The organism is Mesorhizobium sp. P3_A9 (assembly GCF_056402975.1).
In genome coordinates this window covers 1-17305 of record NZ_JBFUGJ010000104.1, presented here as the reverse complement: position 1 = coordinate 17305, position 17305 = coordinate 1, and the positions used below count along the sequence as shown (strand labels likewise).

Here is a 17305-nt window from a genome sequence, read left to right as displayed (position 1 = left end):
GGTCCGACCCGCATGCCGGCCTTGCGCAAGGTGCGGGCGAAATAGACGATGTTGTCGGCGATGCGCCCGTCCGGCGTCGCCTCTCTGGGGTCGGCCTCTTTGGGGTAAGCACCCGGCGCGTTCATTGCCGCTACTGCGCCGCCGCGAGCTCGGCCTTGACCTCGTCGAGGATGCGCCGGCCCTCGCCCGAACCGATGCGGGCAATATCGTCCTGGTATTTCAACAACACGCCGATCGTGTCGGACACGGTTTCGGGATCGAGCGCCACCTTGTCGAGCTCCGTCAGCGCACCGGCCCAGTCGATGGTCTCGGCAACGCCCGGCACCTTGAACAGCTCGATCTGGCGCAGCTTCTGGATGAAGGAGACCACCTCCGCCGAAAGCCGCTGGTTGGCTTGCGGCACCTTGCGGCGCACGATCTCCAATTCGCGCTCGGCATTGGGATAATCGACCCAGTGGTAGAGGCACCGCCGCTTCAGCGCATCGTGGATCTCACGGGTGCGGTTGGTGGTGATGATGACGATCGGCGGCTCTTCGGGCTTGATGGTGCCGAGTTCGGGCACCGTCACCTGATAGTCGGACAGGATTTCGAGCAGGAAGGCTTCGAAGGCCTCGTCGGTGCGGTCGAGTTCGTCGATCAGGAAGACCGGGGCCGCCCCCGTCTTGCCGGTCAGCGCATCGAGCACCGGGCGGCGGATCAGGTATTTTTCGGAGAACACGTTGCGCTCCATGGCGGAGCGGTCGACCTTGCCGGCCGCCTCCTCCATGCGGATTTCGATCATCTGCGCGGCGTAGTTCCACTCATAGACGGCCGAGGAGACGTCGAGCCCCTCATAGCACTGCAGGCGGATCAGCCGGCGGCCAAGCGCCCCAGCCAACACCTTGGCGATCTCGGTCTTGCCGACGCCGGCTTCGCCCTCGAGGAACAAGGGTCGGTTCATGCGCAGCGACAGGAAAAGCACGGTCGCCAGCGACCGGTCCGCCACATAGTCCGCGCCGGTCAGAAGATCGAGCGTCTCGTCGATCGTCCGCGGCACGGGGCGCGGTTTCAGTTCGGTCATTCTTTCTCCGTGAACGCCGCCGCTCCGCTGTCCAGGACATGGTAGCCGCGGGCGTGGTAGATCAGCGGCCGCAAATTATCGCCCATGCGCAGGCCTGTCACCTTGCCAAAAAGCACACGATGGGTGGCTAGATCCTTTGTGTCGATCAATTCGCAGTCGAACACGGCGAGTGCGCCCTTCAGCGTCGGCGCGCCGGTGGAAATCACATCCCACTCACCGAGCGCGAAACGCTCCTCGAGCGGCAGACCAGTGATGCCGGAAAAGCCGATCGACAGCGGCTCCTGGTGCGAGGCCAGCGTGTTCAAGGCAAACCGGCCGTTTTGCACGAACAGCTCGTTCTTGGCATTTTCGCGGTTGAGACAGACCAGAATGGTCGGCGGCGTGTCCGACACCGAACAGGCGGCAATCACCGTCGTGCCGCGCTTGCCGGCGGGCCCGTCAGTTGTAACCACATGGACGTGGCCGGCAAAATGGCTCATCGCGTCGCGATAGGCCTGCGGCCCAATATCGTTCTTCTTCAGCACCGGGAATATTCCATGGCCAGCATCGTCCTGACATATATGGCCAGACATGACACGCCACAAGCGAAGTGCTTGGCCCATATCCCCAAATTCGCGTGTTGCACCAAGGCCGGGCAGCCTTTAGGTCTTGGCGGCAAATAGTGCCAAAGCGTAAAGCCGGCACGGAGGACTCCATCGCTCGAATGCGACCTGGGACAAGAACAATAGCGGCGCTGGTCTGGCTGTTCGTGGCCAACAGCGCGAACGCGCAGACGCTGCTGGTCGGCGTCGCCGCGCCCTTGTCCGGGCCATCGGCAATGCTCGGCAAGCAGGTCGCGGCCGGCACCAGTCTGGCAGCGCAAGCGAACGGCATCGAACTCAAGACTGTGGATGACGCCTGTACCGCCGATGGTGGTGCCGCGGCGGCCAGGGACTTCGTGGCGGCCAAGGTCAGTATCGTCGTCGGCTTCCTTTGCACCGACGCGATCGAGGCGGCGATGCCGATCCTCAAGGACGCCAACATCCCGGTCATCACCGTCGGCGTGCGAACCGAAAGCCTCACAGACCGCCGCGCCAAGACCGGCTGGCCGGTCTATCGCCTCGGGCCGCGCGGCGGCGATGAGCGCAACGCCGTTGCCTCCACCCTCACCCGCCTGTGGCAGAACGAGCTGTTCGCCATAATCGATGACGGCACCATCTATGGCCGCGAGATGGCCGAGACATTTCGCGCGGCGGCSGAGCARGCGGCGCTGAAACCGGTGTTCGTCGACACGTTCAGGCCGCAACTCGACAACCAGATCGGCCTGGTTGGCCGGCTGAAGAAAGCCGGCGCCACGCATGTCTTTGCCGGTGGCGACGGCGACGACATTGCGATCATGGGCCGCGATGCCGCGCAGCTCCAGGCCGGCATCACCTTTGCCGGCGGCGAAAATCTGCGCACGCCGCCCGGCGACGTGCCTTACGCGACGGGCACGCTGATGATCGCCCCGCCGGAATGGGCCGACGTCGCCGACGCAAAAGTGCTGGAAAGCTTCTCCACGCAAAAGATCGTGCCGGACGGCTACACGCTGCCGGCCTATGCSGCGGTSGAGATCGCCAAGGCGGCGTCAGGTTTGGCCGAAACCTCGGGCAAGCCGCTGACCGACGCCCTGACCGGGCAAGATTTCACCACGGCGATCGGACCGATCCGCTTCGACGCCAAGGGTGACCTCAGCCAGAGCCCTTACCGCGTCTTCCGCTTCGACGGCACACGCTTCGTGCCCCTCGATGGCAACTGATGTTGGAAAGCAACTGATGTTCCGCACCGGCCCGCGCAACTTGATCACCGACGTTGCCGGCCTGCGTGTCGGCAATGCTTCCGATGCCAGGCTCAAGTCCGGCGTGACAACAGTGCTGTGCGACGAACCGGCGGTGGCCGGTGTCCAGATCCTCGGCGGTGCGCCGGGAACCCGCGAGACGGACCTGCTCGAACCGCACAATTCGGTCGAGGCSATCCAYGCCGTGGTGCTGTCGGGCGGTTCRGCTTTCGGCCTTGATGCTGCGTCCGGCGTGCAGGCGGCGCTGCGCGAGCGCGGCATCGGCTTYGAGGTSSGCGGCTTTCGCGTGCCGATCGTGCCGGCRGCGATCCTGTTYGACYTGSGCAATGGCGGCGACAAGGATTGGGGCCGCTATCCACCCTAYCGCGACCTCGGCTATGAGGCAGCGCAATCCGCCGCCATCGATTTCGAGATCGGCACGGCCGGCGCCGGCACCGGTGCGTTGACCGCAGGGCTGAAGGGCGGTCTGGGCTCCGCCTCGACGCTGCTCGACAGTGGCGTCACCATCGGTGCGCTGGCCGCAGTCAATCCGACCGGATCGGTGACCGTCAGCCGTTCGCGCCATTTCTGGGCGGCACCCTTCGAGATCGGCGATGAATTCGGTGGGCTCGGCTATCCCTCGCCGATGCCGGAAGACGCCAAGAACATCTTGCTGAAATACCGCGACAAACATGCCGACAAGCAGATGGAAACCGGCGGCAACACCACGATCGCCGTCATTGCCACGGACGCGGTTCTCACCAAGGCAGCCGCGAAACGCCTGGCAATGTCGGCGCATGACGGCTTCGTGCGCGCCATCTGGCCGACACACACGCCGGCCGACGGCGATCTGGTGTTCGCACTGGCGACGGGAACGAGCGGTATTGTGCTTGAAGCCGATGCGGCAATCGACCTCTATGCCGCGGCCGGCGCCACCATGGCGCGCGCCATCAGCCGCGGCGTGTTTGCCGCGACGCCAGCCGACAACGATCTGTTTCCGGTCTGGTCGTCGCGACGCTAGAGCGGGTCGCCCTATCAGACGGGATCGGACTTTTCTTCCTCGAACGTCACCGCGACATCGGAATTCGCCGACAGCCACACCTTCTTGCCATCGACCTCGGCAACCAGGGCCAGGGGAATGTAGTGGTGATGACCCTTGTGAGCGCCCTCGCCGCTATCGGCCTTGGTCAGCTTGATGCGCTGGCCGTCGACCTTGTCGACAGTGCCGACATGCACGCCATCGGCGCCGACGACTTCCATATGCTCACGAATTTTGCTGGTGTCGGTCATGGTGGTTCTCCATTGGGACTGCCGACAATAACAAATGACGGGCCGATTGGATGCATCGGCTTTTGACCCGCACGACGTTTTGATTCGGTCGTGCTAGAGCAGTTCACCGTTTCAAGGAAACGGCACCCTGCTCTATCTCTTTGTTTGACGTAATTCCGGACGGAAAACCGTTTCACACTTTTCCTGGAATTGCTTTAGGGATTGCAACGATCGCCGCTGCCGGAGTGAAACAATGCGAATACTTTTGTTGTTTGCCGTTTCCCTGGCCGCGCAGTTTGCGGCGTCGATCTCTGCCCAGGCCGGCGATGTCGCCGAACTTGAAATCCTTGGCTTCACCAAGGACGGTGGCGTGTTCGCTTTCGAGGAGTATGGCGTTCAGGACGGGTCGGGCTTTCCCTATGCCAATCGCTATTACATCGACACCAGCACCGACAGCTTTCTCAAGGGCACGCCGATCCGGGTCCGGCTCGACGACGAGAACGCCAAACTGGACGCGGCGCGCCTTCAGGCCCGGCAGAAGGGCGAGGCCATTGTCAGCCAGGCCGAGTTGAGCGCCAACCGCGGCATCACCGCCGGTTTCAACCCGGTGACCGAGCTGTCGGCCGATCCGCATCGCATGGTGGTCAATCCGCGGCCGATCTTTTCTCCGGTCGACCAGCCGCTCGAGTTCCGGATCGACGAGCTCGGCATGAACAACACCGAGGGCTGCGACAGCCAGGGCGAGATCAATGGCTTCCGGCTGCTGCGCATCGAGGCGCAGGATGGCGGCGCCACCAAATTGCTGCATGAGGACAAGTCGATCCCCAAGAGCCGGGGTTGTCCGAACGGCTACAGCATCGGTGCGGTGCAGACATTCTCCATGGACAGCCTCAGCGCCTATGCGGTGCTGATCGCGGTGCGCCAATATGGCTTCGAGGGGCCGGACTTCCGCTGGATCGCCGTGACCGGCCGCCTGTGACACCCATTGTTCAACCCGCAAGGCGCAATCGTGCCCTCGGCCGCGTGTACAACGCGATACCGACGCCGCGCACGGCACTTCTCGGCGCCTTGCTATGGGCCGCCACGATGGGCGCCAGTGCGCTCGTCAACCTGTTGCTGGACAGTTGGGTGACGCCGGACAAGATCCGCACCGTATCGCTGCTGTTTGCGGGCGGCGGCGCCCTGGCCTTTCCGGTTGGCCTGTTCGCGGCACGGCTGGTCTCGCTCGGGCGAGGTCGAGAGGTCGCCTTCGCCGCGGCAATGGTTTGCCTTGCCGCCGCGACGATCGGGCTGACCGCCGGGCTCTATGCCTTGCAATACCGGTCCTACTATGCCGAATGGCATGCGCCCGTCTTCACCCTCACCTGGGGGTTTCAGCTCGTCTTTACGATGGCGGTGGCGCTCTACCAGTTCGTGGTGCTGGGCATCCGGCTCTATTTTCCGCTTGGTTTCGTCGCCTTGTTTGCCGCAAGCCTTTGGTTTGCGCGGCAACAGCGTTGAGCATTTTGTCCGCCTCTGTTAGGACGCGGGCTAACCCAGAGCAGGTCAGCGTTTGGTAGAACCGCCGACCCGCTCTAACTCCTCTTTTTCGCAATTCCGGACGGAAAACCGCTGCGCACTTTTCCTGGATTGCTCAAGATACATCAGGACTGACCGATGATCCCTCGCTATTCCCGGCCGGAAATGGTCGCCATCTGGTCGCCCGAAACCCGGTTTCGCATCTGGTTCGAAATCGAGGCCCATGCCTGCGACGCGCTGGCCGAACTCGGCGTCATCCCGAAAGCAGCTGCGAAAACCATCTGGGAAAAGGGCAATGCTGCGAAATTCGACGTCGACAAGATCGACGAGATCGAGCGCGTCACCAAGCATGACGTCATCGCCTTCCTGACCCATCTCGCCGAATTCGTCGGACCGGACGCGCGCTTCATCCATCAGGGCATGACGTCTTCGGATGTTCTGGACACCTGCTTTGCCGTCCAGCTGACGCGGGCCAGCGATATCCTTCTCGCCGACATCGACGGCCTGCTTGCAGCGCTCAAGCGCCGCGCCTTCGAGCACAAGGACACGGTCACCATCGGCCGCAGCCACGGCATCCATGCCGAGCCGACAACCTTCGGCATCAAGCTGGCGCAGGCCTATGCCGAATTCTCGCGCTGCCGGGAGCGACTGGTGCATGCGCGGGAAGATATCGCCACCTGTGCGATTTCAGGCGCGGTCGGCACCTTCGCCAACATCGACCCCTATGTCGAGGAGCATGTCGCGGCAAAGCTCGGGCTGAAGCCGGAGCCGGTGTCGACGCAGGTCATCCCKCGCGACCGYCACGCYATGTTCTTYGCCACGCTCGGCGTCATCGCCTCGTCGATSGAGCGRCTGKCGAYCGAAATCCGSCATYTGCAGCGCACCGAAGTGCTSGARGCGGAAGAGTATTTTTCGCCRGGCCAGAARGGYTCGTCGGCRATGCCGCAYAAGCGCAAYCCGGTGCTGACKGAAAAYCTCACCGGTCTTGCCCGCATGGTGCGCTCGATGGCGCTGCCGGCGATGGAGGACGTGGCGCTCTGGCACGAGCGCGACATCTCGCACTCCTCGGTTGAGCGCATGATTGGTCCGGACGCCACGGTGACGCTGGATTTCGCGCTGTCACGGCTGACCGGCGTCATCGACAAGCTGGTCGTCTATCCCGAGAACATGCTGAAGAACATGAACAAGTTCCGCGGCCTGGTGCATTCGCAGCGCGTGATGCTGGCGCTGACGCAGGCCGGCCTGTCACGCGAGGACTCCTATCGGCTGGTGCAGCGCAATGCCATGAGGGTGTGGGAACAAGGCGCTGATTTTCTTGAGGAACTTCTGGCCGACAAGGAAGTGACCGCTGCCCTGCCCGAGGCCGAAATCCGCGAGAAATTCGACCTGGGCTATCACACCAAGCATGTCGACACCATTTTCAGGCGGGTGTTTGGATAGGATTTTCCATGCGACTGGCTGTCCTTTCAGACATCCACGGGAATCTGCGCGCGCTTGAAGCGGTTCATGCGCAGATCAAGGATAATTCTCCCGATATCATCGTCAACCTGGGTGATTGTCTCTCCGGGCCGCTATGGCCGGAAGAAAGCGCGCAATATTTGATTGCGGAGAATTGGCCAACAGTGCGCGGCAATCACGACCGTGTGCTTGTCGAACATCCTGTTTCCGGCCTGGAAGATGTCGACGCGTTTACCCATGAGCGCCTCTCACAGGCGTCGCTGTCCTGGCTTGCGGCATTGCCGCTCACCTTGTCGCCCGTCTCCGAACTCCTGCTATGCCACGGCAGCCCCAGCGACGACGACGTGTTCCTGCTCGAGGAGGATGGCGGCGATCATTTTTTTCCGTCTAACGAAAGGCAGATCAGGCTCAAGCTTGGCAGCGTCGACGCAGGGCTTACCTTGTGCGGTCACACACATACGCCGCGCGTTGTGCATCTGCCCGGCCGGCAGACGATACTCAATCCCGGCAGTGTGGGCGTCCAGGCTTTTCCCGGCCTCACCGTGACAGGCAGCCCGCACGCCCGCTACGCCATCGCAACGCGCAGGAACGGCGAATGGTCGTTCTGTCACCACGCGGTCAACTATGACTGGACCGAAGCATCCGCCCGCGCGACGGCGGCCGGCTTCGACAGTTGGGCGCACGGACTGCTGACCGGTTACGCCGCCAGTTCTGTTTAAGAGCGGAGCTGCGATTAGCCGGCAGCGCCAGGCACGGTGCGGATCACCGTGCCCCACGGGTCTTCCCGCATGGTTTCGGCGGTTGCCTTGTCCGAACGCATCTCGACCCAGGCGAGACCCGACCGGCTCGGGTCGCGGCGGCCGGCACTGGCGCTCTGCCAGGCATTGGCGCCGATGTGGTGGTGGTAGCCGCCGGACGACAGGAACACCGCCTGGCCACCATATTTGGCGACCGTGTCGAAGCCGAATTCCTGGTTCCACCAGGCCTCGGCCTCTTCCGGCCTGCCGACGCGCAGGTGGACATGGCCGACAATGCTGTTTTCCGGTGTACCCTGCCAGCCGGCATCGCCTGCCGGCACTTCGGCGACAATCGACGGAATATTCAGCCGCTCGGTCGCCATGGCGATCTTGTCGCCGTTCCATTTCCAGTCCTGCGGACGGCGGTCGGCATAGATCTCGATGCCGTTGCCTTCAGGGTCGGTCAAGTAGAGCGCCTCGCTGACCAGATGGTCCGAAGCGCCGTCAATGGAGATCTTGTCTGATATGGCGTGGTTGATCCAGCGGCCGAGATCGGCGCGGCTGGGCAACAGGAAAGCCGTGTGGAAAAGGCCGGCGCTGCGCGGATCGTCCGGCTTGGCGGAGGTGTCCGGCTCGAGCACCAGCAGCGGACGGCTGCCGGCACCCAGCGTGATCGCGCCGTCGGCACGGCTCAATTCCTGCAGTCCCACGACCTTGCGGTAATGGGCGGCAAGACTTTCGGCGTCACGCGCCTTCAGGCCGACGCGGGCAACGCTCACCGGCGTGGTGGCGGCAAATGGAAGTTCGCTCATCATTGTCTCCGTTGCGGCAACGCTTGATGAAGCTCCCAAAGCCAGGAGCCCGGCGCCGCCAATCATTGTACGTCGTGTCAGCGCCAAAATACGGCCCCACGGCTATTTCTCTCCTGACGACAGATCGTCTATTGCGATCGTTCACACAAGACAGCGAAAAGCGAACATGGTGTTCACCATTGTGAGCAGGATCGTGCCCTTCAACGGTTGCATGAGGCAATCACGCTCGCTATCTCAGCGGCATGAAAGTCAAAGACGCAGATATCCTGATTGTTCCGGGCTACACCAATTCCGGGCCTGAGCATTGGCAGACCCGCTGGCAGTCGAAACTGTCGACGGCGCGTCGCGTCGAGCAGGCGGAGTGGTCGAAGCCGGTGCGCGAGGACTGGACGGCAAGCGTGGCCAAAGCGGTCAACGAGGCCGAACGGCCGGTCGTCATCGTCGCGCATTCGCTTGGCGTCGCGGCGGCCGTGCAGGCCATCCCGCAATTCGTCAAGCCGGTCGCAGGCGCCTTCTTCGTGGCGCCGCCCGATGTCGCCAATCCCAAGCTCAAGCCGAAGCACCTGATGACCTTCGGCCCCTACCCACGCGAGCCGCTGCCATTTCCGTCGATCGTGATCGCCAGCCGCAACGACCCGTTCTGCACTTTCGATGTCGCCGAGGACATTGCCGGCGCCTGGGGCTCGCTGTTCATCGATGCCGGCGAGACCGGCCATCTCAACCAGGAGTCAGGCTTCGGCCCCTGGCCCGAGGGGTCGATGACCTTCGCCAAGTTCCTGACGGATCTGAAGGCCTAGCGTCGCGCCGAGTCAGGCGCCGATGGAATCCTTGATGCTCTTGAGCAGGGTTTTTGCGCCCAGCGAAATCAGCGCATGCTCGGACCCGGTGGCGAGCAGGCGATAACCCATCGATACGACTCGGCCAGCAATTGCCGGCTCGACGACATAGATCGCGGCATGTTTTCCGGCCTTGCGGGTGCGCTCGGCGACCGATGCTATCGTCTCCATCATGCTTTCCAGCGTTGAATTGACGACCGTGCCGTTGCTCCAGGCGATCGAGAAATCCGATGGGCCGAGGAAAATGCCGTCGATGCCTGGTGTGTCGAGAATGCCGTCGAGCGCATCAAGGGCGGCACGCGTCTCGACCATGGCGAAGGCCATGGTGCGCTGATTGGTGTCGCGCAGCCATTCGGCATAGTCACCCTTGCCGTGGCGCGGAAAGGCATAGGTTGGGCCCCACGAGCGCTCGCCGAGCGGCGGATACTTCATCGCCGCGGCGAACAGCTTTGCGTCGGCCACCGAGTTCACCATCGGCGCGATGACTGCCTCGGCGCCGAAATCGAGCGCCCGGCTTGCCATGTCGAAGCGGCCGACCGGAATGCGCACCAGCGCCGGCTTGTTTGCGGCAAGCACCGGCACGAGACCGCGCAGCACGCTGTCCTCATGATGGCCGCCATGCTGCATGTCGAGCGTGATGGCATCGAAGCCCTGTTTGGCGAGGATCTCGACGGTCAGGGCGTCCGGCACGCCCGACCAGGCAGTGATCAGCGTTTCATCGGCGGCAAGGCGGGACTTCAGGGACATCTAATCTCTTTCCTCGTTAAGCATCAGCAGTTTCAGCCGGAAACCACGGCAAAGGCAAAGAAAAACCGCCCGGCTTGGCCGGGCGGTCGATTGGTCCAGTTATCCTTTTCGCCGCAGGTTCTGTCGCAAACGGTGGGGCACTTTGCGAAAACCTGCGTCGACCGGGATCAGGTGTTCTTGATCTGSTCGATCGCCTGCGCCATCAGTTCGTCCATGGTGCGGCGGATCTGATGGTCGGACTGTTCGACGCCGGCGGCATCGAAATCCTTGCGGATCTTGCGAAACACGTCGTGATCGCCGGCTTCCTCGATGTCGGCAACGACGACTTCCTTGGCGTAGGCATCAGCGTCAGCGCCCGACTTTCCGAGCTTTTCGGCGGCCCACAGGCCGAGCGCCTTGTTGCGGCGCGCTGAGGCCTTGAACCGAAGCTCCTCGTCGAATGCAAATTTGCGCTCGAAGCCTTCTTCGCGGTCTTTCATGCTGCTCATGGCGTCCCTCCGGGTCAAATTCGATTCGTTGACAGGTGATATGTGTGTTGCCGAAGCACAAACCAAAAGGTCGCGGGCCGGTCAATACGCTTCGTCATATGCTGCGCTGCGGCATTTCAGTCCCGAAAGCGGTTGATTGGAAGGATTTGCCGATTGAGCAAACGGTGTGATTGGGATAGACCCGGCATTGAACCCCAACCGTCGCCGCACTAATTTAGGCAGACGGACAGGAACTGGTCGCTTGCCGCCTGCCCGCAAATCCAGAGAAAAATTCAGATGAAAAATCGCCGCCGCATTTATGAAGGCAAGGCCAAGATCCTCTATGAGGGACCGGAACCGGGTACGCTGATCCAGTTCTTCAAGGAYGATGCMACYGCGTTCAACAAGAAGAAACACGAGRTCATCGACGGCAAGGGTGTGCTCAACAACCGCATTTCCGAGTACATCTTCAACCATCTGAACCGCATGGGCATCCCGACCCACTTCATCCGCCGGCTCAACATGCGCGAGCAGCTGATCAAGGAAGTCGAGATCATCCCGCTCGAAGTGGTGGTGCGCAACGTCGCCGCCGGATCGCTGTCGAAGCGCCTCGGCATCGAGGAAGGCACCGTTCTGCCGCGCTCGATCATCGAATTCTACTACAAGGCCGATGCGCTCGACGATCCGATGGTGTCGGAAGAGCACATCACCGCCTTCGGCTGGGCCAGCCCGCAGGAGATCGACGACGTCATGGCGCTCGCCATCCGCGTCAACGACTTCCTCTCCGGCCTGTTCATGGGCGTCGGCATCCAGCTCGTTGATTTCAAGATCGAGTGCGGCCGCCTGTTCGAGGGCGACATGATGCGCATTGTCGTCGCGGACGAGATTTCGCCGGATTCSTGTCGCCTGTGGGACGTGGCGACGCAGGATAAGCTCGACAAGGACCGTTTCCGCCGCGACATGGGCGGSCTCGTCGAAGCCTATCAGGAAGTCGCACGCCGCCTCGGCATCATGAACGAGAATGAACCGCCACGCCCCACCGGTCCGGTGCTTGTCGCCTCGACCGACGGCGTCAAAGGCAAGCCGCACTGATAGCGGCCTGCGATCGATACTTTAGAACAGGAGCATGTCCAGCGTGATCAAGGCCCGCATTACCGTCACCCTCAAGAACGGTGTTCTCGACCCGCAAGGCAAGGCGATTGAACACGCGCTGTCCGGCCTGGGCTTCGGCGGCGTCGGCGCGGTGCGGCAAGGCAAGGTGTTCGACGTCGAGCTGGCCGAAAGCGACAAGGCTAAAGCCGAGGCCGATCTGAAAGCCATGTGCGACAAGCTGCTGGCGAATACGGTGATCGAGAATTACAGCGTAACGCTGGGCTGAAGCCGCCTTCTCTCCAATAATTGGGAGTTGGCATGGCCGGAGTTGGAACAACGGCCAACTCCTGGCGCCAGCAATGATCTGCTTAGACCGGGCGCGGGTTCTGTTGTCTGCGAACCCACAAAAAGTAGATCGCAACGGCGCCAATGACGATCATGAGCAGCTTGTAGGCCATTCGCTGGATGTCGCCATTATCGACTACCTTGTCGATCCCCTCCGGGCTGGCCGGATTGCGCAGCACCTCGATCTCGGCCCCAACTGACGTCGGGAAGTTCACATAAAAATCTCCGACCACGTCGAACGAGTATTGGCCACCGTCCGGAGCACGATAGGCAAGCTTTGCGGTCGGGACTTTCGTGATTCGCCAGACACCCGTGCCCGGCGTCGGCGTTGAAGGGATCATTTCGGCGTCGCGAGAGCAATCGGAACGGGACCGCTCCACCCATTCGCGCCTGACTTTGACTTCCAGCACGCATTGCATGCCGGTCTCGACCACATTCGCTTTTTGCCGTTCCCAGGTGAATGTGTGAATGAACCGGGCAATGGCGGGTTTCATGGACGACGCGCCGCCAAAGAACAGCGCCGCGGCCAGAATGGTCGCCGCGAGCTTGAACGCGATTCGTCCAACCGCCATGCGGCGCTGAGACCATTTCAGGGCTCGCAGCTGGATTTCCCTGACTCGCGGATCGTCGGAAAGCTCGTTCGGATCGCGCCCGTCGATGATTGCGCGCCGCAGGATCGTCAACACCATCATGCTGGCCCACCCCAGGATGACGACGATGAGAAGGTGCCAGTATAGTCTGTAGAAAGTGGTGTAGTGGCTGGCGACACAGGCGTTCGCGAGATCGATCCGTGACATGCCGTGACGGCCGCCCGCATACCACCCAACGTCTTTCGAAATAAGCGGCACCAGCAACAATACTGTAAGGACCGCCCCTGCCACGAAAAGCCTGCGGTAAACGCGAAAGCTTCTCTTGTAGCTGAAGACATCAATCAGATCCGAGACGACCAGCCCCGCGGATATGACGCCCAGGCCGGCCGAGATGATCGTGGTTGCCAGCAGCAGGCGCGTGAACGAGACAGCGCATGCTCCCAGGTCCGTATCGAGAGAAAGCCAGGTCGAAAAAAGCGTTCCGGTAGAGGCGCTAACATCCCACACCAGCATGAAAGTAAACGCGCAAAGCGATGCTATGATCGTTGCCGAAACCCACATGCTGCGTCGAACGTTTTCACGCTCTTTGATCTTGTCGCTGTCCACTCGAACCACTGCCCTTTTCTACAACTTCATCTTACGAGGCAGAGACGTTAATTTCGGGATTCGTATCGTATAAAATCGTCGATACATTTCTCTCGGATACCGCCGACATGGGCGTAGACTTAATCAACAGTAATTGCCCGAACACTTCGCGGCCGTTTCTTGGCAAGAAAATCCTGGCGCGAGCGGTTTGACCGGAAGCCTCGCGCTCGTTAGACCGGCAAGCGATAGATGGACGGACTGGAATAAAGCCGCCCAAGCACAGTGGCGCGACCGCTTCTTAAATGGCAAACGACACGCAAATCTCGAAATTCATGAGCCTGGTCCTGCGGCACGCGCCGCAGGAGGCGGGATTGTCGCTCGACGAAAACGGCTGGGCTGATTTCGGCGCGCTTTGCGCGGTCATCCAGAAAAAATTCGGCGCATCGACCGCCGACGTTTTGCGCGTCGTTGAGGAAAATCCGAAGAAGCGCTTTGCCGTCGAGGGCGATCGCATCCGTGCCGTGCAGGGTCACAGTGTCGATGTCGATCTCGGCCTGCCGCCATCGATTCCGCCCAATGTCCTCTACCACGGCACCAAGGAGGCGTTTCTTCCCGGCATTTTGCGCGAAGGCCTGACCAGCCAGTCACGCCGGCATGTTCACTTGTCAAAGGATGTCGAAACGGCTCTGATCGTCGCGCGGCGCCGCGCCGGGAAAAGTGTTATCCTGCAGGTCGACTCGGCGTCCATGACGAAGGACGGGGTGTCATTCTTTCTCTCCGATAATGGTGTCTGGTTGACCAACCACGTTCCACCCCGGTATCTGCTTGAGTTGCTCGAACGGGAATTGCCATGAAATCAGCTGTCGTCCTCCTGCCTGGCCTCAACCGCGACCGCGACATGATCGCGGCGCTGACCAAGATTTCGGGAAAACCACCGGTCACCGTCTGGCAGACCGACACCGAAATCCCCGATGTCGACCTGATCGCCATTCCAGGCGGCTTCTCCTTCGGCGACTATCTGCGCTGCGGCGCGATCGCCGCGCGCATGCCGGTGATGCGGGCGGTCGCCGAAAAGGCCGCCGAGGGCGTAACCGTCATCGGCGTCTGTAACGGTTTTCAGATCCTGGTCGAGGCCGGCCTGTTGCCTGGCGCCTTGATGCGCAACACCTCGCTGAAGTTTGTCTGCCGGCAGATCAAGCTCGAGATCACCAACGCCAACACCATGTTCACCCGCCGCTATCAGCCGGGCCAGATCATTCGCTCGCCGGTGGCGCACCATGACGGCAATTACTTCGCCGACACTGACACGCTTGCCCGCCTCGAAGGCGAAGGCCAGGTGGTGTTCCGCTATGCCGAGGGCACCAACCCCAATGGCTCGATCAACGACATTGCCGGCATCATCAATGAACAAGGCAATGTGCTCGGCCTGATGCCGCATCCTGAAAACCTGATCGAAGCCGCCCATGGCGGCAGCGACGGTCGTGCGCTCTTCGAAGGTGCGCTCGGCATCGCCGCTTGACGATTTCAACCGCAAATGCGGTAAAGTTTACAAGGACATCACGTCCATTGCTCTGGGGAGAGAGACGGTCATGAAACTCTATTCGCGGCCGTTGTCGCCCTACTCGTCGATCGTGCGGGCGCTGGCCTACATCAAGGACGTGCCGCTCAAGATCATCGCGCCGCCGCCGGGTTTTCCGATCCCCGAAGAGTTTCGCGCCATCTCGCCGATGAACCGGATTCCGGTGCTGATCACCGGCTCGGGTGAAACCATCGTCGAATCGGTGGTCATCGCCGAATATCTCGAGGAACGGTTTCCGGAACCAGCGCTGCTGCCGCCCGATTCCAAGGACCGCGCCCTGGTGCGCATGTTCGCCCGCATCACCGATCTCGACGTGCTGACGCCGACGATGAAGCTTTTCGAACTGCATTTCGTCCAGAAGCGAAACAATGCCGAGATCGACGCCCAATTCGCCCGCCTGCATCACGGGCTGGCGGCGATCGAGGCGCGCATGGCGCAAGGTCCCTTCGCGCTCGGCAACGACATAAGCTTCGCCGATGCGTGGCTGACGCCGACTCGCTTCATCTTCAACAATTTCCGCGCCATGACGGGCCGCCACGACCTGCTCAATGCCTACCCCAAGTTCGATGCCTATGAGCAGATCGCTTCGCAGCATCCGGCTTTGTCGCGTGTATGGGGCGAGATGACCGACGGCCTGAAAATCTTTCTGTCCGAACTCGAGATGGGTGCCGCTTGATCAAGAGCAAGACGATCGCCCTGGTTGCCGCGGCAGGCTTTGCCTTGGCGTCGTGCCAATCGACCCCGAAGAGCACGCCTGTCCCCTCGGGCAAGAGCGCCTCGTTGCTGGCCATGGAACAGGTGGCGATCGCCGCACACAAATGCTGGATCGCCAGCAAGGACCCGGCCTTCAAGCAATATCAGATGGCCAATGAGCTGAACTCGTTCAGCGGCACGCCGCGTTTCCTGCTGGTGCCGGCCAAGCATTATGGCGGCAAGCCGTTGCTGGTCGTGCAGGCGCAAGGCAATTCGAGCCGCGTCGACGCCTTCGGGCCTTTGATGAACGATCCGCTCGGCGCGCGCATCGGCTCGGACATTGCCCGCTGGCAAGCCGGCAATCCGGCTTGCGCCGCGACCGCCTGACCATGGGCCGCTTCCTGCAGGTGGTGGGTCTGGCCATCGGGTTGGCCGGCCTCGTCCTGCAGTTCTGCATCAGCATTCCAGCGTCGATGGAAGCCGGCCGCAGCCTGCTCGGGTCGATCATCTTCCTGCTCAGCTTCTTCACCATCCTGACCAACATCGGCGCGGTGCTCGTCTACACCTCGCTGCTGTCGTCCAGTGGCTATGCGTGGCTGCCGGCCTTCGCCGGCTCCCGGATGCGCGCGGGTGTCGCGGTTTCGATCACCCTGGTCTTCATCGTCTATGCCACGGTTCTCGCACAGCTCTGGCAGCCGCAAGGCCTGTTCCTGCTCTGCGACGTGCTGCTGCACTACGTAACGCCGGTGCTGTTCGTGCTGTGGTGGCTGATAGCGGGCGCCGACGGCAAAACAAGGTGGAGCGACATTTCCTGGTGGGTGCTCTACCCAATCGCCTATCTGGCCTATGCGCTGGTACGGGCACCATTCGCTGGCGAGGTGCCCTACCCCTTCCTCGACGTCGCCAAGAACGGTGCAGCCAGCGTCGCCATTGCGGCGCTAGCCATCACCGCACTGTTTCTGGTAATCTGCGTCGTTGCCGTTTTTATCGATCGCGGCATCGGCCATCGCGGAACCAAACGGGTCCGTTAATGCATGTCGCCCAAAAGTGGCCCCGGTTTTGGGAGAACGACATGCATAGAGACAACGATCTAAAGCGCGTCGCATGAATCCGTTCAGGCGCGACGCGCTTGAGATCGGCCTCTACTCCCAGAAAGGTCTGATACCCTCACTGTGGGCATCGCAGCGCGAGACACCGATGTCCTTGAGCTGATCGTCGGTCATTTCCAGCAATGCCAGCCGGCTGCGGCGACGCTCCAGCAAGTGTCCGATCCATTTCGCCAGCGAGCTGACCACCCATACCAGACGGCCGACAAAGCCACGACGACCTGACGGGGGTAGCGTTTCGCTTGGAAACGCGGCGCTTGAATGACGGATTGTCGCGATTGTATCCATTTTCTTTCTGCCAAAAGTATCAATTGCACCCCTTTTGGTGCGCGACTGATATGTATTGACTCACATTTCGGTGCAATATAGAAAATTGTCACCATGACAAATTGGCTTCCAGATCTGACCGCCGGCGCCGGGCCGCTCTATCAACGCCTTGCCGCCTCCGTTGAAGCAGGCATCGATCAGGGCGTGATCGGTGCCGGAACAAAACTGCCGCCGCAGCGCGACCTCGCCTACGACATCGGCACCACCGTCGGCACGGTCGGCCGGGCCTATCAATTGCTGCGCGAGCGCGGGCTGGTAAGCGGCGAAGTCGGGCGGGGAACCTATGTGC

Annotated in this window: 23 protein-coding genes; 15 read left to right on the top strand and 8 right to left on the bottom strand. The window is 61.8% G+C overall.

Translation table 11 applies throughout. The annotated features are described in order from the left end of the window. Positions 1–130 precede the first annotated feature (130 nt). Positions 131–1060 (bottom strand): AAA family ATPase, encoded by a 930-nt coding sequence (locus AC1DX0_RS16345; RefSeq protein WP_477221296.1) that lies wholly within the window; start codon positions 1058–1060, stop codon positions 131–133. Continuing rightward, a complete protein-coding gene (locus AC1DX0_RS16340) occupies positions 1057–1584 on the bottom strand; it encodes a flavin reductase (protein WP_475451074.1) in 528 nt (175 codons plus the stop codon). Before AC1DX0_RS16340 ends, AC1DX0_RS16345 begins: the two co-directional genes overlap by 4 nt. Before the next feature lie 179 nt (positions 1585–1763). Between AC1DX0_RS16340 and AC1DX0_RS16335 the strand changes: the two genes are divergently transcribed. Together AC1DX0_RS16335 and AC1DX0_RS16330 are read left to right on the top strand one after the other, a co-directional pair. After that, positions 1764–2837, top strand: a complete 1074-nt coding sequence (locus tag AC1DX0_RS16335; protein WP_477221295.1) for a branched-chain amino acid ABC transporter substrate-binding protein — start codon at positions 1764–1766, stop codon at positions 2835–2837. A gap of 16 nt (positions 2838–2853) precedes the next feature. Further along, positions 2854–3876, top strand: a complete 1023-nt coding sequence (locus tag AC1DX0_RS16330; RefSeq protein WP_477356066.1) for a P1 family peptidase — start codon at positions 2854–2856, stop codon at positions 3874–3876. 14 nt (positions 3877–3890) lie between these two features. Here AC1DX0_RS16330 and AC1DX0_RS16325 read toward each other — a convergent pair whose 3' ends face one another. Beyond that, positions 3891–4145, bottom strand: a complete 255-nt coding sequence (locus tag AC1DX0_RS16325) for a DUF2171 domain-containing protein (protein ID WP_096445325.1) — start codon at positions 4143–4145, stop codon at positions 3891–3893. A 232-nt stretch (positions 4146–4377) separates the two neighbouring features. Between AC1DX0_RS16325 and AC1DX0_RS16320 the strand changes: the two genes are divergently transcribed. From AC1DX0_RS16320 to AC1DX0_RS16305, 4 genes are all read left to right on the top strand, one after another. Next, entirely contained in the window at positions 4378–5103 is a 726-nt protein-coding gene (locus tag AC1DX0_RS16320) for a DUF2259 domain-containing protein (protein WP_477221293.1), read from the top strand. Positions 5104–5159: 56 nt separating this feature from the next. Next, a complete protein-coding gene (locus AC1DX0_RS16315) occupies positions 5160–5624 on the top strand; it encodes a hypothetical protein (RefSeq protein WP_477221468.1) in 465 nt (154 codons plus the stop codon). A 156-nt stretch (positions 5625–5780) separates the two neighbouring features. Continuing rightward, positions 5781–7082 (top strand): adenylosuccinate lyase, encoded by a 1302-nt coding sequence (purB, locus tag AC1DX0_RS16310; protein ID WP_477356063.1) that lies wholly within the window; start codon positions 5781–5783, stop codon positions 7080–7082. Between the two features lie 8 nt (positions 7083–7090). Further along, a complete protein-coding gene (locus AC1DX0_RS16305; protein ID WP_477221291.1) occupies positions 7091–7819 on the top strand; it encodes a metallophosphoesterase family protein in 729 nt (242 codons plus the stop codon). Positions 7820–7833: 14 nt separating this feature from the next. Here AC1DX0_RS16305 and AC1DX0_RS16300 read toward each other — a convergent pair whose 3' ends face one another. Next, entirely contained in the window at positions 7834–8649 is an 816-nt protein-coding gene (locus tag AC1DX0_RS16300) for a VOC family protein (RefSeq protein ID WP_477221290.1), read from the bottom strand. Between the two features lie 242 nt (positions 8650–8891). Between AC1DX0_RS16300 and AC1DX0_RS16295 the strand changes: the two genes are divergently transcribed. Beyond that, positions 8892–9446, top strand: a complete 555-nt coding sequence (locus tag AC1DX0_RS16295; protein WP_477221289.1) for an RBBP9/YdeN family alpha/beta hydrolase — start codon at positions 8892–8894, stop codon at positions 9444–9446. 12 nt (positions 9447–9458) lie between these two features. Here the strand turns inward: AC1DX0_RS16295 and AC1DX0_RS16290 are convergent, their stop codons facing one another. Together AC1DX0_RS16290 and AC1DX0_RS16285 are read right to left on the bottom strand one after the other, a co-directional pair. Continuing rightward, positions 9459–10232, bottom strand: a complete 774-nt coding sequence (locus tag AC1DX0_RS16290; protein WP_477221288.1) for an HpcH/HpaI aldolase family protein — start codon at positions 10230–10232, stop codon at positions 9459–9461. 167 nt (positions 10233–10399) lie between these two features. After that, positions 10400–10720, bottom strand: coding sequence for a DUF1476 domain-containing protein (locus AC1DX0_RS16285; protein ID WP_477356060.1), 321 nt, complete (start codon positions 10718–10720; stop codon positions 10400–10402). 276 nt (positions 10721–10996) lie between these two features. Between AC1DX0_RS16285 and purC the strand changes: the two genes are divergently transcribed. Beyond that, positions 10997–11791 carry a phosphoribosylaminoimidazolesuccinocarboxamide synthase gene (gene purC / locus AC1DX0_RS16280; protein WP_477356058.1) on the top strand — a complete coding sequence of 265 codons (795 nt, stop codon included), beginning with the start codon at positions 10997–10999 and terminating at the stop codon, positions 11789–11791. A 43-nt stretch (positions 11792–11834) separates the two neighbouring features. Continuing rightward, positions 11835–12077 (top strand): phosphoribosylformylglycinamidine synthase subunit PurS, encoded by a 243-nt coding sequence (gene purS / locus AC1DX0_RS16275; RefSeq protein WP_027028672.1) that lies wholly within the window; start codon positions 11835–11837, stop codon positions 12075–12077. An 82-nt stretch (positions 12078–12159) separates the two neighbouring features. On the opposite strand, the gene AC1DX0_RS16270 is transcribed toward purS, so the two are convergent. Beyond that, the gene (locus AC1DX0_RS16270) at positions 12160–13332 is read right to left on the bottom strand and encodes a hypothetical protein (protein WP_477221287.1); all 1173 of its coding nucleotides are present in this window, start codon (positions 13330–13332) and stop codon (positions 12160–12162) included. A 281-nt stretch (positions 13333–13613) separates the two neighbouring features. Between AC1DX0_RS16270 and AC1DX0_RS16265 the strand changes: the two genes are divergently transcribed. The 5 genes from AC1DX0_RS16265 to AC1DX0_RS16245 all read left to right on the top strand — a co-directional run bounded on the left by AC1DX0_RS16265 (position 13614) and on the right by AC1DX0_RS16245 (position 16614). After that, complete coding sequence (locus AC1DX0_RS16265) at positions 13614–14165, top strand: RNA 2'-phosphotransferase (RefSeq protein ID WP_477221286.1); 552 nt, start codon at positions 13614–13616, stop codon at positions 14163–14165. After that, a complete protein-coding gene (gene purQ / locus AC1DX0_RS16260) occupies positions 14162–14830 on the top strand; it encodes a phosphoribosylformylglycinamidine synthase subunit PurQ (protein WP_477221285.1) in 669 nt (222 codons plus the stop codon). The genes AC1DX0_RS16265 and purQ overlap by 4 nt, the downstream gene beginning before the upstream one ends. A gap of 70 nt (positions 14831–14900) precedes the next feature. After that, a complete protein-coding gene (locus AC1DX0_RS16255; RefSeq protein WP_477221284.1) occupies positions 14901–15566 on the top strand; it encodes a glutathione S-transferase family protein in 666 nt (221 codons plus the stop codon). After that, positions 15563–15970: a hypothetical protein gene (locus tag AC1DX0_RS16250; RefSeq protein ID WP_477221283.1), complete on the top strand. Its 408-nt coding sequence runs from the start codon at positions 15563–15565 to the stop codon at positions 15968–15970. Before AC1DX0_RS16255 ends, AC1DX0_RS16250 begins: the two co-directional genes overlap by 4 nt. Positions 15971–15972: 2 nt before the next feature. After that, on the top strand, positions 15973–16614 hold the full coding sequence (locus tag AC1DX0_RS16245; RefSeq protein ID WP_477221467.1) for a Pr6Pr family membrane protein: 642 nt from the start codon (positions 15973–15975) through the stop codon (positions 16612–16614). A 111-nt stretch (positions 16615–16725) separates the two neighbouring features. On the opposite strand, the gene AC1DX0_RS16240 is transcribed toward AC1DX0_RS16245, so the two are convergent. Further along, complete coding sequence (locus AC1DX0_RS16240) at positions 16726–16977, bottom strand: DUF1127 domain-containing protein (RefSeq protein ID WP_477221282.1); 252 nt, start codon at positions 16975–16977, stop codon at positions 16726–16728. Positions 16978–17070: 93 nt separating this feature from the next. Here AC1DX0_RS16240 and AC1DX0_RS16235 point away from each other — a divergent pair. After that, on the top strand, positions 17071–17305 hold a 235-nt coding region (locus tag AC1DX0_RS16235), incomplete at its 3' end, for a GntR family transcriptional regulator (RefSeq protein ID WP_477356055.1).

Excerpts from the sequence above, each read along its gene's own strand:
- AC1DX0_RS16345 (WP_477221296.1), bottom strand. The coding sequence starts at position 1,060 with ATGACCGAACTGAAACCGCGCCCCGTGCCGCGGACGATCGACGAGACG.
- AC1DX0_RS16325 (WP_096445325.1), bottom strand. The coding sequence starts at position 4,145 with ATGACCGACACCAGCAAAATTCGTGAGCATATGGAAGTCGTCGGCGCC.
- AC1DX0_RS16320 (WP_477221293.1), top strand. The coding sequence starts at position 4,378 with ATGCGAATACTTTTGTTGTTTGCCGTTTCCCTGGCCGCGCAGTTTGCG.
- AC1DX0_RS16305 (WP_477221291.1), top strand. The coding sequence starts at position 7,091 with ATGCGACTGGCTGTCCTTTCAGACATCCACGGGAATCTGCGCGCGCTT.
- AC1DX0_RS16300 (WP_477221290.1), bottom strand. The coding sequence starts at position 8,649 with ATGAGCGAACTTCCATTTGCCGCCACCACGCCGGTGAGCGTTGCCCGC.
- AC1DX0_RS16295 (WP_477221289.1), top strand. The coding sequence starts at position 8,892 with ATGAAAGTCAAAGACGCAGATATCCTGATTGTTCCGGGCTACACCAAT.
- AC1DX0_RS16290 (WP_477221288.1), bottom strand. The coding sequence starts at position 10,232 with ATGTCCCTGAAGTCCCGCCTTGCCGCCGATGAAACGCTGATCACTGCC.
- AC1DX0_RS16265 (WP_477221286.1), top strand. The coding sequence starts at position 13,614 with ATGGCAAACGACACGCAAATCTCGAAATTCATGAGCCTGGTCCTGCGG.
- purQ (WP_477221285.1), top strand. The coding sequence starts at position 14,162 with ATGAAATCAGCTGTCGTCCTCCTGCCTGGCCTCAACCGCGACCGCGAC.
- AC1DX0_RS16255 (WP_477221284.1), top strand. The coding sequence starts at position 14,901 with ATGAAACTCTATTCGCGGCCGTTGTCGCCCTACTCGTCGATCGTGCGG.
- AC1DX0_RS16245 (WP_477221467.1), top strand. The coding sequence starts at position 15,973 with ATGGGCCGCTTCCTGCAGGTGGTGGGTCTGGCCATCGGGTTGGCCGGC.
- AC1DX0_RS16240 (WP_477221282.1), bottom strand. The coding sequence starts at position 16,977 with ATGGATACAATCGCGACAATCCGTCATTCAAGCGCCGCGTTTCCAAGC.